This is a genomic window from Caulobacter sp. SRI_014 (assembly GCF_057586315.1).
The window spans coordinates 1-13,244 of the sequence record NZ_JBYCZQ010000009.1 but is presented as its reverse complement, the minus strand read 5'-3'; the positions used below and the strand labels follow the sequence as shown (position 1 = coordinate 13,244).

Genomic DNA, 13,244 nt, shown 5'->3' with positions numbered 1-13,244 from the left:
CCGCGCAGATGATTCCGGTTCCCGGCTTTGAAGGGCGCACCGTCGCCGTGTTCGGCCTAGGCCGGACCGGTCTGTCGGCCGCGCGCGCCCTCATCGCCGGCGGGGCCAACGTCGCGCTGTGGGACGAGAACCCCAAGGGCCGCGAGGCCGCCGAGGCTGAAGGCCTGCCGCTGGTCGATCTGGAACAGGCCGACTGGTCCGAGTTCGCCTCCCTCATGCTGTCGCCGGGCGTGCCGCTCACTCACCCCGTGCCGCACTGGACGGTGACCCGGGCCCAGGCCAACGGCGTCGAGGTGCTGGGCGACATCGAGCTCTTCGCCCGGGCGGTCAACGCCGCGCCGGCCCACAAGCGGCCGAAGATCGTCGCCATCACCGGCACCAACGGAAAGTCGACGACCACCGCCCTGATCGGCCACATCCTGCGCAGCGCCGGCCGCGACGCCCGTATCGGCGGCAACATCGGCTTCGGCGTCCTGGGCCTGCCCGACATGCACGGCGGCGCGGTCTATGTGCTGGAACTCTCAAGCTACCAGCTCGACCTGACCACCAGCCTCAAGGCCGACGCCTCGGTCCTGCTCAACCTGTCGCCCGACCACCTGGACCGCCATGGCGGCATGGAGGGCTATGTCACCGCCAAGAAGCGGATCCTGCTCAACCAGGGCAAGGGCGACACCGCGGTCATCGGCGTCGATGATCCCTGGTGCCAGCGCATCTGCACCGAGATCACCGCCGCCAACCGCCGCACCATCCGGCCGATCAGCGCCGGCAAGGCCATGGGCCGGGGCGTCTACGTCCTGTCCGGCGTCCTCTACGACGCTACCGGCGAGCGCACCCTGGAGGTCGCCGACCTGACCATGGCCCGATCGCTGCCCGGCAAGCACAATTGGCAGAACGCGGCCGCTGCCTACGCGGCCTGCCTGGCGCTGGGCGTCTCCAGCGACGACGCCGCCAACGGCCTGATGACCTTCCCGGGCCTGGCCCACCGCATGGAAACGGTGGCCAGGATCGGCAACGTCCGCTTCGTCAACGACAGCAAGGCGACCAACGCCGACGCCGCCCGCCAGGCGCTGTCCAGCTATCCACGCGTCTTCTGGATCGCCGGCGGCCGCGCCAAGGATGGCGGCATCGAAGCTCTGGCCGACCTCTTCCCGCGCGTCGACAAGGCCTATCTGATCGGCGAGGCCGAGGAGGCGTTCGCCGCCACCCTCAAGGGCAAGGCCGTGTCCGTCCGCTGCGGCACGATGGAAGCCGCCGTGGCCGCGGCCTTCGCCGACGCCGCCCGGCTCGACGAGGACACCATCGTCCTCCTCTCGCCGGCCACTGCCTCCTTCGACCAGTACGCCGACTTCGAGGCCCGGGGCGAGGCGTTCCGCGCCGCCGTCCTGGCGCTCCAGCAGCCCGCCGCCCGCGAGGCCCGCGCATGACCACCGCCGAGTTCCCGACCAGCAACAACCAGCACCTGGTGTCCCGCGCCAACCGCGGGGCTCTGGCCAACTGGTGGTGGACCGTCGATCACGCCCTGCTGGCCGCGACCGGCATCCTGATCGCTATCGGCGTGCTGCTCAGCTTCACCTCCAGCCCGGCCGCGGCTATCCGCCTGCGCCTGGACGACCCGCTGCACTTCGCCATCCGCCAGGCTGTCTTCGGCCTCGGCGCCTGCGGCCTGGTCCTGGCCATCTCCATCCTCTCGCCAAGGGGCGTGAAGCGGGCGGCCTTCTTCATCTACATCGGGGCCATCGTCTGCATGGCCCTGCTGCCCTTCCTGGGCCACGAGGCCAAGGGCGCCACCCGCTGGGTGACCTTCGCCGGCTTCACCCTCCAGCCCTCGGAATTCCTCAAGCCGGCGCTGATCGTGCTGGTCGCCTGGATGTTCTCGGAGGGTCAGAAGGGGCAGGGGGTGCCGGGCGTCTCCATCGCCTTCGCCCTCTATTTCATCGCCGTGGTGCTGCTGATCATCCAGCCGGACGTCGGCCAGACCATCCTGATCACCATCGCCTTCGGGGCCGCCTTCTGGATGGCCGGGGTGCCAATCAGCTGGATCCCGATCATGGGCGGGGCGGCGGCCGGGGGCCTCGGTCTGATCTACGTCCTGCTGCCTCACGCCCGCAGCCGGGTGGACCGCTTCCTCAGCCCCGAGGGCGCCGACACCCACCAGGTCGACAAGGCGGCGCAAGCCATCGCGAACGGCGGCCTGTTCGGGCGCGGCCCGGGCGAGGGCGTCATGAAGCAGGGCGTCCCCGACCTGCAGACCGACTTCATCTATTCGGTCGCCGCCGAGGAGTACGGCCTGGTCTTCTCCCTGGCCCTGATCGGCTGTTTCGCCTTCCTGATGGTGCGCGGCCTCTACAAGGCGATGCGGCTGCAGGACAGCTTCGAACAGATCGCCGCCGCCGCCCTGTTCGTGTTGGTCGGCCAGCAGGCGATCATCAACATGGCGGTCAATCTGAACCTGGCGCCGACCAAGGGCATGACCCTGCCCTTCATCAGCTATGGCGGCTCCTCGATGCTGGCCATGGGCCTGACCATGGGCATGGCGCTGAGCCTCACCCGCCGCCGCCCGGGGGCCTTCGAGCCGGAGAGCAACAGGGGCGGGGCCTTCGCCCCGTAGCCCTCTCACCCCATCCATGCCAAAAGCCCGGCCACGCCGAGTCCGTTAGAGAGGTCCCGCCATGGCCGCCCGTCTGGCCGTCATCGCCGCCGGAGGCACCGGGGGTCACATGTTCCCGGCCCAGGCCCTGGCCGAGGCCCTGACCCGTCGCGGCTGGCGCATCGTGCTGGCCACCGACGAGCGCGGCGCCCTGTACGCCGACAAGTTCCCGGCGGACGTGCGCCTGACCCTGGCCGCCGCCACCGCCAAGGCCAGCGACCCCATCGGCATGATCAAGGCCGGCTGGGCCGTGCTGCAAGGAACGATGCAGGCCGGCGCCGCCTTCAAGCGCATGGACCCGGCCGTCGTCGTCGGCTTCGGCGGCTATCCGTCCCTGCCCAGCCTGATGGCCGCGCTCGGTCAGAAGCGACCGACCGTCATCCACGAACAGAACGCCGTGCTCGGCCGCGTGAACCGCTTCCTGGCCCCCAGGGTCACCGAGGTCGCCTGCGCCTTCCCGACCCTGGAAAAGGCCACCGCGAAGGTGAAGGCCCGCGCCCGCGTCGTCGGCAACCCGGTTCGTCCCGAGATCGCCGCCCTGTACGACGCGCCCTACACGGCCCCCGCCGACGGCGAGCCGATCCGCATCCTGGTCACCGGCGGCAGCCAGGGCGCACGCCTGCTCAGCGAACTGGTGCCGGAAGCCATCCTGCGCCTGCCCGAAGAGACCCGCCTGCGCCTCGAGGTCCAGCAGCAGACCCGCAAGGAGTCGATGGACATCGCCCGCGCGACCTACCTCAACGCCATGGTCAAGGCCGAGGTCGCGCCGTTCTTCCGGGACATGGCGGGACGGCTCGGCGCCGCCCACCTGGTCATCGGCCGGGCAGGGGCTTCGACGGTGTGCGAACTGGCCGTGGCCGGCAAGCCGTCGATCCTGGTGCCGCTGAAGATCGCCACGGACAACCACCAGCGCTTCAACGCCAAGCTCCTCGAAGACGCCAACGCCGCCGCCGTCTGCCTGGAAGAGGAACTGACCGTCGACAGCCTGGCCGGCGCCCTGAAGGCCCTGCTCAAGGACCCCGCCTGGCTCGCCAACATGGCCAAGGGCGCCCACGACGCCGCCAAGCCCGACGCCGCCGAAGACCTCGCCGACCTGGTCGAGCGCACCGCCTACCGCTGATGACGGTCCGGCTGGTCCCCTTCGACCCGGCCGTTCATGGCGCCCTCGTCCTGCCTCTGGCCCAGCTGTGGCTCGACAGCTGGCGCTCGACCAACACGGCCAACGAGGAGGTGGTGCTGGTCGAGGACCTGGCGGCCCGCATCCTCGAAGAGAGCGCAACGGTCTGGGAGGTCACCCTGGCCCTTCAGGACGACGCGCTCGCCGGCTTCATGGCCCTGCGCCCGCACGACGACTGCCTCGACCAGCTGTTCATGGCCCCGGCCGCCAAGGGCCAGGGTCTCGGCAGCGTTTTGATGGACCTCGCCAAGCAACGCCTGCCCGACGGCATGTGGCTCCGCACCGCCGAAGCCAACCACGCCGCCCGCGCCTTCTACGAAAAGCGCGGCTTCCACCACTACGACACCGACCTGCATCCGACGCTGGGCTACACCCGCGTCTTCTACCGCTGGCCCTGAGAACCTCCCTCCCCGAATGGGGAGGACAGGCGCGCGTTGCGCGCCGGGTGGGGCAGTGGGTCACCGGCCCCACCGGCTTGTCGTCTCAGCGCATACTCTCAAAGGTAAGGAACCGACTTCCCCACCCGACGCGCGTAACCGCGCGTCTGCCTTCCCCATTCGGGGAGGGAGGTTAGTCGACGTCGCCCGTCGGGATCCAACGCCTGCCGGCGGTGACGGCCGCATCAACGCCGTCAACATCCGCCGCCCCCAGCGGCGCGGCGCCGTCGCACACCACCTTAGCCGCCTCATCCTCGATCCCGCCCGGTGCGATCTTCGCCATCTCGCCAGCGGCGCCGGTCACCGGCCCCTCGACGCCATCGGCCCTCACACTCGCAAACCCCAGCCCCCGCGCGGTCCGGCCTGAGCAGTCCACCTCGAACCAGCGCCAGCCGCCGACATAGGCCACGCCGCCGGCCGTGAAGCCGGTCTCCGTCACCTGCAGCACGCGGAACTTCGCCGTCGTCCCGGTCCGCTCGACGCTGTCCAGATCGGTGAACATAGCGAACGCCCCCAGCTGCGTCGGCCTGAGGGTCGGGCCCTCCGCCGCGACCGCGCCGCCCGCCACCAGCAAGGCCGCCAAACCGAGGGCATTCCCCCACGGCGCCAAATCCTCTAATCCGCGTCTCATGATCGCCCGTCGCCGCCCCGTCCCGTTCGAACTCGGTCCCGTCCACTTCATCGGTATCGGCGGCATCGGCATGAGCGGCATCGCCGAGATCATGATCCGCATCGGCTATACCGTGCAGGGCTCCGACATGAAGCCCAGCGCCAATACCGAGCGCCTGGAACAGCTCGGCGCCCGCATCTTCATCGGCCATGCCGCGCCCCAGGTCGAGGGGGCTTCGGCGGTCGTCTATTCGACCGCCGTCAAGCCGGACAACCCCGAGTTCCTCGCCGCCCGCGAGCGCCGCCTGCCGCTGGTCCGCCGGGCCGAGATGCTGGCCGAGCTGATGCGGCTGCAGTTCTCCATCGGGGTGGCCGGCACCCACGGCAAGACCACCACCACCTCGATGGTCGCCGCCCTGCTCGACGCCGGCGGCCTCGATCCGACGGTGGTCAACGGCGGCATCATCAACGCCTACGGCACCAATGCGAAGGTCGGCGAGGGCGAGTGGATCGTCGTCGAGGCCGACGAGAGCGACGGCACCTTCCTGAAGCTCAAGTCGACCTGCGCCATCGTCACCAACATCGACCCCGAGCACCTCGACCACTACGGCGACTTCGACACGGCCCGGAAGGCGTTCAAGGACTTCGTCGAGAACATCCCCTTCTACGGCTTCGCCGCCGTCTGCCTCGACCACCCCGAGGTCCAGGCCCTGGCCGCCAAGGTCGAGAACCGGCGGCTGGTCACCTACGGCGTCAACCCGCAGGCCGAGGTCCGGGGCGTCAACGTCACCATGGGGCCGGAAGGCGCCAACTTCGACGTTATCTTCTCGCCGCACGACGCCGAGCCGCGCATCCTGCAGGGCCTGCACCTGCCCATGGCCGGCGACCACAATGTCGCAAACGCCCTGGCCGCCATCGCCGTGGCCCGCGAGCTGGGCGTCGATGACGCCTCCATCAAGAAGGGCCTGACCGGCTTCGGCGGCGTCAAGCGGCGCTTCACCACCACCGGCGTCGTGGGCGGCATCCGCATCGTCGACGACTACGGCCATCACCCGGTGGAAATCTCCTCGGTCCTCAAGGCCGCCCGCGCCGTCACCCCCGACGGCCGGGTCATCGCCGTCGTCCAGCCGCACCGCTTCACCCGCCTGCGCGACCTGATGGATGAGTTCTCGGCCTGCTTCAACGACGCCGACACCGTCATCGTCGCCGACGTCTACACGGCCGGTGAGCAACCCATCGAAGGCGTCGACCGCGACCATCTGATCGAGGGCATGAAGCGTTTCGGCCATCGCCGCGCCCTGCCGCTGAACAGCCCCGCCGACCTGCCGGCGATGATCGCCGAGGAAGCCAAATCCGGCGACCTGGTCGTCTTCCTGGGGGCCGGCGACATCACCTCCTGGGCCTACGCGCTGCCCGGCCAACTCGAGGCCAAAGGGTGAGCCCCACCGCCTTCCTGCGCGACATCGAGGCCGAGTGCCGGCGGCGGCGCATCCCGACCAAACACCTGCCGCAGCTCAACAAGGGCCGGGGCTTCGAGCCCGGCTACTGGCTCGACGTCATCGAGACCCCGACCCTGCGCTTCGAGATGTTCCTGTGGGACAAGACCGGCCGCACGCCGGTGTTCGAGACCTACGACCCCGCCGAGGCAGAACGCCTGATCCTCTGGCACGCCGACACCGCCGCCCGTAAGGCCACGATATGACCGACTTCCCCGAAGTGCGCGGCAAGCTGCTGCGCGACGAAGCCCTGGCTCCCTTCACCTGGTTCCGCGTCGGCGGCCCAGCGGAGGTGCTTTTCCTGCCGGCTGACGAGGAAGACCTGTCGGAGTTCCTGCAGCAGCTGCCGGCCGAGACGCCTGTCACCGTGCTGGGCGTCGGCTCCAACACCATCGTCCGGGATGGCGGCGTGCCGGGCGTGGTCATCCGCCTGGCCGGCAAACACTTCGCCGAGATCGCCATCGACGAGGAAGACAACCAGATCATCGCCGGGGCCGGGGCGCTCGACGCCGCCGTCGCTCGCGCCGCCGCCAATGCGGGTCTGGCGGGGCTGGAGTTCTACGCCGGTATCCCTGGCACCATCGGCGGGGCCCTGACCATGAACGCCGGCTGCTACGGCGCCGAGACCAAGGACGTGCTGGTCAGCGCCTGGGGCTACGACCGCTCGGGCGAGATGCGGGTCTTCCAGCTTGAGGACTTCGGCTACACCTACCGCCACAGCCAGGTCCCCGAGGACATCATCTGGATCCAGGCCATCTATCAGGGCCGCAAGGACGATCCGGAGGCGGTGAAGGCCCGCATGGCCGAGATCACCAGCCGCCGTGAAACCACCCAGCCGATCCGCGAAAAGACCGGCGGCTCCACCTTCAAGAACCCGCCCGGCCACTCGTCCTGGAAACTGGTCGACGAGGCCGGCTGGCGCGGCAAGCTGCACGGCGGGGCCAAGTTCTCCGAACTGCACAGCAATTTCATGATCAACGCGCAGGACGCCACCGCCGCCGATCTCGAAGGTCTCGGCGAGGCCGTGCGGGCCGACGTGAAGGCCAAGACGGGCGTGCAGCTCGACTGGGAAATCAAGCGGATCGGTCGGCCTTAGGCTATCGCCTCTACCCCTCCGCTATCGTCATCCTAGGCCTTGTGCCTAGGACCCCGCTGTAAACCGGGCTCTCAGGGTGGGGTGGAGGCGCGGTCGCGCCTCCAAGGCAGGGCTTGTCGCGTCCAGTATCTCCCAGCCGAGCAGTTCGGCGCAGAGCGGGCGAGGCAGTCTGTCGAGGGCGTGCGGCGGCATGGGAACTCCTTCGCCGACACCTTGCCAGACCCCTGCTGACAGCCCTCTGTCACCAGCTGCACGCACCCTTCACTTGACTCGATGCGCTCGGTGTCGCACCCGGCCAGCATGCGCAAACAGCTCCTCGCCGTCACGGCCGGTCTCGCCCTTCTCGCCAACAGCCTGCCCGCTGCGGCGCAAACCAGCGCCATCGCGGACAGCAAGCGCCAGCCGACCTACGAAACGGCCGTCGCCCTGCGCGACAAGGCCCTGAACGACGACACCGCCTGGCAGCTCACCGAATCCCTGACCACAGAGATCGGCCCGCGGCTGGTCGGCTCGCCCGGCATGGAGCGCGCCAAGGACTGGGCGGTGAAGACCTTCGAGCGGCTGGGCTTCACCAACATCAAGGTCGAGGAATTCCCCAAGCCGAGCTGGACCCGCGGTCCGGAGTCGGCCGCCATCGTCGCCCCCTATGACTGGCCCATCGCCATGATCGGTCTCGGCGGTTCGGTCCCGACCCCGGCCAAGGGCATCGAAGCCGAGATCGTCGTCTTCAAGGCCTACGCCGACCTGCTGGCCGCCCCGGAAGGCTCGCTGAAGGGCAAGATCGCCGTCGTCACCGCGCCCATGGTCCGCACCATGGACGGCTCGGGCTACGGCGCCGCCGGCATCGCCCGACGCGCCGGCCCCTCGGAAGCGGCCAAGCGCGGCGCCATCGCCTACCTCGTCCGCTCGATCTCGACCTCGGACCTGCGCAGCCCCCATACAGGCGGCACCTCCTACACCGAGGGCGTGCCGAAGATCCCCGCCGCCGCCATCGGCGTGCCGGACGCCGAGCTGCTCGAGCGCCTGGCCGCCAAGGGGCCGGTGAAGATCAAGCTCAACATGGCCTCGAGCGTCGATGAGAAGGATGTCGCCTGGAACATCTCCGGCGACATCGTCGGCTCGAGCAAGCCGGATGAGATCCTCGTCATCGGCGGCCACCTCGACAGCTGGGACGTCGGCACCGGCGCCATCGACGACGCCTCGGGCATCGGCATCACCACGGCCGCCGCCAAGCTGATCGGCGACCTGCCCAAGCATCCGGCCCGCACGATCCGCGTGGTCATGTGGGGCAGCGAGGAGCGCGGCGGCTCCAGCGAAGCCTTCGCCGCCACCCACAAGGACAGGCTGGCGAGCTTCATCGTCGCCGGCGAAAGCGACCTCGGCGCCGACGCCATCTATCGCATCGCCCTGCCCAAGGGCGCTGTGGCCGACCCGCGCATGGCCGACCTGCCGGCCCTGATGGCCCCTCTGAAGGTCATTGTCAGCCGCGATCCGGCCGCCTTCGCCGGCTCCGACACGGAGGGCCTACAGAAGGCCGGGGTGCCGGTCATGCAGCTGAGCCAGAGCGCCCTGCGCTACTTCGACCTGCACCATTCGCCGGACGACACGCTCGACAAGATCGACCCCGCCCAGCTGCAGCAGAACGTCGCCGTCTGGGTGTCGATCCTCTACCTGATCGCCGACAGCGACATCGATCTGCGCACCGTCGGGACCCCCAAATGAGCAAGCTTGCCGGTCATCACGTTGCTGTCCTGCTCGGCGGGCTATCGTCGGAGCGCGAGGTCAGCCTGGTTTCGGGCAAGGCCTGCGCCGACGCCCTCGAACGGCTCGGAGCGAAAGTCACCCGCGTCGATGCCGGACGCGACCTGGCCCAGGTTCTCGCCAACCTGAAGCCCGATGTCTGCTTCAACGCCCTGCACGGCGAATGGGGCGAGGACGGCTGTGTCCAGGGGATCCTGGAGACGCTCGCCATCCCCTACACCCACTGCGGCGTGCTCGCCTCGGCCCTGGCCATGGACAAGGCCAAGGCCAAGGCCGTGCTGGCCGCGGCCGGCGTCACGGTGCCCGGCGGGGGCCTGTTCAACCGCCACGACGTCGCCCGTGATCACGTCATCCCGCCGCCCTATGTGGTCAAGCCGAACGCCGAGGGCAGTTCGGTCGGCGTCTTCATCGTCATGGAGGGCGCCAACCGCCCGCCGACCGAGGTCGGGGCCCAATCCTGGACTCATGGCGAAGACGTGATGGTCGAGCCCTTCATCGCCGGCCTTGAGCTGGCCGTGGCGGTCATGGACGGGGTGGCCCAGGCGGTCACCGAAATCGTCCCGACCAGTGGCTTCTACGATTTCGAGGCTAAATACGGCGAAGGCGGCTCCCAGCACCTGATCCCGGCCCGCATGCCCAAGGGCGATTACGACGCCGCTTTGCGCCTCGCCGAGCGCGCACACGCCGCGCTTGGTTGTCGCGGAGTTACCCGAAGTGATCTTCGTTATGACCCTGTTAAGCGTGATTTGGTTCTGTTGGAGGTCAACACGCAACCAGGCATGACGCCCACCTCCCTCGCACCGGAGCAGGCGGCACACCAGGGTGTGTCGTTTGATGACCTGGTGTTCTGGATCGTGGAGGACGCGTATGCCCGCGGCGGTGCGGGGGGGCGGACGCAAAAGCGTCAACCCTCGGGGCAAAAGCCCCAGTAGTCCGAAGGCAAGGCCCGCTGCTCCCAAGGGGGGGCAGGCGGCCATGAAGCTGCGCGCGGCGCGCGGCGTTGGTCTTTCTCCCAAGATCGCGGTCGGCGCGGCCGGCGGCATTCTGGTTCTGGGTCTCGTGGTGGCGCTGGCCACTGGCCATCGCGGTCAGAACCTCGCTGATTCGATGACCCAGGCCTTGGCCGGCCAGACCACCGGGCTCGGCTTCACGGTTCAGGAAATCCATGTGGCCGGCGCCACGCCGGCCGGCGAGGAAGCCATCCGCGCCGTCCTCGCCCCCGCCAAGGGCCAGGCCATCCTGGGTCTCGACCTCGCCCAGGTGCGCGCGGGCGTCGAGAACGTCGGCTGGGTCGAGAAGGCCAAGGTCGTTCGCCTGCTGCCCAACACCCTGATGGTCGAGGTGCAGGAACGCGGCGCCCTGGCCGTCTGGCAGAAGAACGGCCGCCTGGTTGTCATCGACGGCGCCGGCCGTGTCATCCGCGAGGCCGACCCTGCCGCCTTCCCGCAACTCCCGCTGGTGGTGGGGCAGGGGGCCGAAGCCGTCGCCGCCGACATCCTCAAGTCGGTGGCCAGCCGGCCGCGTCTCAAATCCCGCGTCGAGGCCCTGGTCCGGGTCGATGAGCGCCGCTGGGACATCCATCTGAAGGACGGCTCGATCATCCTGCTCCCCGCCGTCGACGAGGAGAGCGCCCTGATCGAGCTGGACCTGCTGGACCGCCGCGATGCGATCCTCGAGGCGGGCCTCGAGCGCATCGACCTGCGCGAGCCCGGCGCCCCAGCTTTCCGCCGTCGTCAGACGGCTCAGGTTTCAGCTCCCATCGATGGTGGCGTCTGATGATGTCTAAGGTGTTTTGTCCGTGCTGAAGACCGCGTCGCGCAACGAACCCAAGAGCCGCAAGGCTCAGGACACGCTGAAGGCGGCCCTCAGCCGCCACCCGCTGGTCGCCGCCGTCGACCTGGGGGCCAGCAAGGTCGCCTGCTTCGTCATGAAGCCCGAGGGCGTCCGCAAGGCTGACCGGACCCTGACCGCCGCCGGCGTCGGCTACGTGCAGTCCCGGGGGATCAAGGGCGCGGCCATCGCCAGCATGGACGACGCCGCCGAAGTCATCGCCCTGGCCGTCGAACGCGCCGAGGGCGTGGCCGGCGCCGCCGTTCAAGGTGTCACCATCGCCACCGCCGGCGGCCAGCTTGCTTCTTGCAGGGTCTCCGCCCGCGTCTCGCTCGGCGCCCGCCCGATCAGCGACAACGACTGCTCCCGCGCCCTGGCCGCCGCCCTGGCCGAGATCCGCCTGCCGGGCCGCAAGCCGATCCACCTGCTGCCCATCGCCTGGCAGGTCGACAACCAGAAGGGCGTCCGCGATCCGCGCGCCATGTTCGGCAAGAGCCTGGGCCTCGAACTGCTGGTCGTCTCCATCGCCGAGAACACCTTCCAGACTCTCAGCCACTGCGTCGAGCGCGCCCACCTGGAGTTCGAGGGCGTCGTCGCCGCCCCCTTCGTCTCGGCCCTGGCGGCCCTCGAAGAGGACGAGATGGAACTGGGCTGCGTCTGCATCGACATGGGCGGCGGCTCGACCAGCGCCGCCGTGTTCGCCAACGGCAGCCTCGTCCACATCGATAGCCTGCCCGTCGGTGGCGAGCATGTGACCCAGGACATCGCCCGGGGCCTGTCCACCAGCCGCGCCGGCGCCGAGCGCATCAAGACCCTGCACGGCAGCGCCATCGCCTCGGCCAACGAGGACCGCGAGATGATCGAGGCCCCGCCGCGCGGCGACGACCCCGGCGCCGGCCCGGTCATCGCCCCGCGCAGCCTGCTCAAGGGCATCATTTCCCCGCGCGTCGAGGAAACCCTCGAACTGGTCCGTGACCGGCTGAAGAACGCCGGCGTCATGATCGAGCCCGGCGCCAGCGTCATCCTGACCGGCGGCGCCAGTCAGCTGGCCGGTGTGCGCGAAGTCGCCGTCCGCGTCTTCGACCGCCCGGTGCGCCTTGGCCGTCCGCGCCGGGTGCCGCACCTGGCCGACGCTGTCACAGGCCCGGCCTTCTGCGCCGCCGCCGGCATCCTGCATCGCGCCGCCTTCGGCCCGCGCGAGGCCGTCAACGCCAAGCTGCTGGCCACCATCAAGAAGCCTCGCGCTCCGGTCGACCCCAACGCCAATGGCCTGGTCAAGACCCTGAGCTGGCTGCGCGACAACCTCTAACCTTTCCGATCCTTAACTTGCCCGCACGGGCTCGCTCGCCCATCCAGTGAACCCCAGTTCGCGGGGGCGAATGAGGCAGGTGGGAAGGTGGGGGAGGTTGCGCCCAGGCTAAGGCTTGACGCCGATTTGCGACCAGCCGACTACGCGCCGGTGTTCCGGCAATATGGCCGCCTGCACATCCCCGGCATCCTCCAGGCCGATGACGCCATTGCCCTCAGTCGCGCCGTGGCCGGCTCTTCGGCCTGGCGACGCAGCATCCGCCAGAGCGACGACGGCACGGACCTCGACGTCCCGTTGGGCGAATACCTGGCCCTTGATCCTGCCGAACGCGCCGCCCTCGAAGATCGCGCCCTGGCCACGGCCCGCGATGCCTTCCGCTACATGTTCGACACCGTCCGCATCGGACAGGACCTCGACTCCGGCCGCCTCGTCGAACCTGCGCTGGCCGCCGTTCAGAGCTTCGTCAACAGCCCGGCCTTCCTCAACTTCCTGCGCGTGCTGACCCAGGACGACCGCATCGTCTATTGCGACGCCATGGCCACCCGCTACCTGCCCGGCCACTTCCTGACCGCCCATGACGACGCCGCGCCGGGCAAGCACCGCCTCTACGCCTATGTCCTGAACCTGACCGCCCGTTGGCGCGCTGACTGGGGCGGCATCCTGATGTTCCTCGACGACGAGGATCATGTGGCCGAGGGTTACACCCCGGCCTTCAACGCGCTGAACATCTTCCGCGTGCCCCAGCGCCACGCCGTGTCGCTGGTCGCCCCCTATGCGGGCGAGCCGCGCATTTCGATCACCGGCTGGATCCGTTCGGAGGTCCCGGCCTAGGGCCTGTACTCAACCGGGTTGCCGGATTTGACGAAGCTTGATTCAAGGCTG

General features: G+C 69.5%; 13 protein-coding genes. 12 read left to right on the top strand and 1 reads right to left on the bottom strand.

Annotated elements, in window-relative coordinates:
* Window positions 1-8 precede the first annotated feature (8 nt).
* The 4 genes from murD to AC2YG9_RS17540 all read left to right on the top strand — a co-directional run bounded on the left by murD (window position 9) and on the right by AC2YG9_RS17540 (window position 4,222).
* The gene (murD, locus tag AC2YG9_RS17555; protein WP_487299283.1) at window positions 9-1,424 is read left to right on the top strand and encodes a UDP-N-acetylmuramoyl-L-alanine--D-glutamate ligase; all 1,416 of its coding nucleotides are present in this window, start codon (window positions 9-11) and stop codon (window positions 1,422-1,424) included.
* Complete coding sequence (locus tag AC2YG9_RS17550) at window positions 1,421-2,608, top strand: peptidoglycan glycosyltransferase FtsW (RefSeq protein WP_487299282.1); 1,188 nt, start codon at window positions 1,421-1,423, stop codon at window positions 2,606-2,608. Before murD ends, AC2YG9_RS17550 begins: the two co-directional genes overlap by 4 nt.
* Window positions 2,609-2,669: 61 nt before the next feature.
* Window positions 2,670-3,767 carry an undecaprenyldiphospho-muramoylpentapeptide beta-N-acetylglucosaminyltransferase gene (gene murG, locus AC2YG9_RS17545; RefSeq protein WP_487299281.1) on the top strand — a complete coding sequence of 366 codons (1,098 nt, stop codon included), beginning with the start codon at window positions 2,670-2,672 and terminating at the stop codon, window positions 3,765-3,767.
* Window positions 3,767-4,222, top strand: a complete 456-nt coding sequence (locus AC2YG9_RS17540) for a GNAT family N-acetyltransferase (RefSeq protein ID WP_487299280.1) — start codon at window positions 3,767-3,769, stop codon at window positions 4,220-4,222. The genes murG and AC2YG9_RS17540 overlap by 1 nt, the downstream gene beginning before the upstream one ends.
* 172 nt (window positions 4,223-4,394) lie before the next feature.
* On the opposite strand, the gene AC2YG9_RS17535 is transcribed toward AC2YG9_RS17540, so the two are convergent.
* Entirely contained in the window at window positions 4,395-4,763 is a 369-nt protein-coding gene (locus AC2YG9_RS17535; protein ID WP_487299279.1) for a surface-adhesin E family protein, read from the bottom strand.
* A gap of 127 nt (window positions 4,764-4,890) precedes the next feature.
* Between AC2YG9_RS17535 and murC the strand changes: the two genes are divergently transcribed.
* The 8 genes from murC (at window position 4,891) to AC2YG9_RS17495 (ending at window position 13,193) form a co-directional block, all read left to right on the top strand.
* Complete coding sequence (murC, locus tag AC2YG9_RS17530; protein ID WP_487299278.1) at window positions 4,891-6,309, top strand: UDP-N-acetylmuramate--L-alanine ligase; 1,419 nt, start codon at window positions 4,891-4,893, stop codon at window positions 6,307-6,309.
* Window positions 6,306-6,572, top strand: coding sequence for a hypothetical protein (locus tag AC2YG9_RS17525; protein WP_487299277.1), 267 nt, complete (start codon window positions 6,306-6,308; stop codon window positions 6,570-6,572). Before murC ends, AC2YG9_RS17525 begins: the two co-directional genes overlap by 4 nt.
* Window positions 6,569-7,462, top strand: coding sequence for a UDP-N-acetylmuramate dehydrogenase (murB, locus tag AC2YG9_RS17520; RefSeq protein ID WP_487299276.1), 894 nt, complete (start codon window positions 6,569-6,571; stop codon window positions 7,460-7,462). Before AC2YG9_RS17525 ends, murB begins: the two co-directional genes overlap by 4 nt.
* Window positions 7,463-7,762: 300 nt before the next feature.
* Window positions 7,763-9,184 (top strand): M28 family peptidase, encoded by a 1,422-nt coding sequence (locus AC2YG9_RS17515; RefSeq protein WP_487299275.1) that lies wholly within the window; start codon window positions 7,763-7,765, stop codon window positions 9,182-9,184.
* Complete coding sequence (locus AC2YG9_RS17510) at window positions 9,181-10,155, top strand: D-alanine--D-alanine ligase (protein WP_487299274.1); 975 nt, start codon at window positions 9,181-9,183, stop codon at window positions 10,153-10,155. Before AC2YG9_RS17515 ends, AC2YG9_RS17510 begins: the two co-directional genes overlap by 4 nt.
* Before the next feature lie 43 nt (window positions 10,156-10,198).
* Window positions 10,199-10,999 (top strand): cell division protein FtsQ/DivIB, encoded by an 801-nt coding sequence (locus tag AC2YG9_RS17505; protein WP_487299273.1) that lies wholly within the window; start codon window positions 10,199-10,201, stop codon window positions 10,997-10,999.
* 22 nt (window positions 11,000-11,021) lie between these two features.
* Entirely contained in the window at window positions 11,022-12,362 is a 1,341-nt protein-coding gene (gene ftsA, locus AC2YG9_RS17500; RefSeq protein WP_487299272.1) for a cell division protein FtsA, read from the top strand.
* A 126-nt stretch (window positions 12,363-12,488) separates the two neighbouring features.
* Window positions 12,489-13,193: a 2OG-Fe(II) oxygenase gene (locus AC2YG9_RS17495; protein WP_487299271.1), complete on the top strand. Its 705-nt coding sequence runs from the start codon at window positions 12,489-12,491 to the stop codon at window positions 13,191-13,193.
* Window positions 13,194-13,244 lie beyond the last annotated feature (51 nt).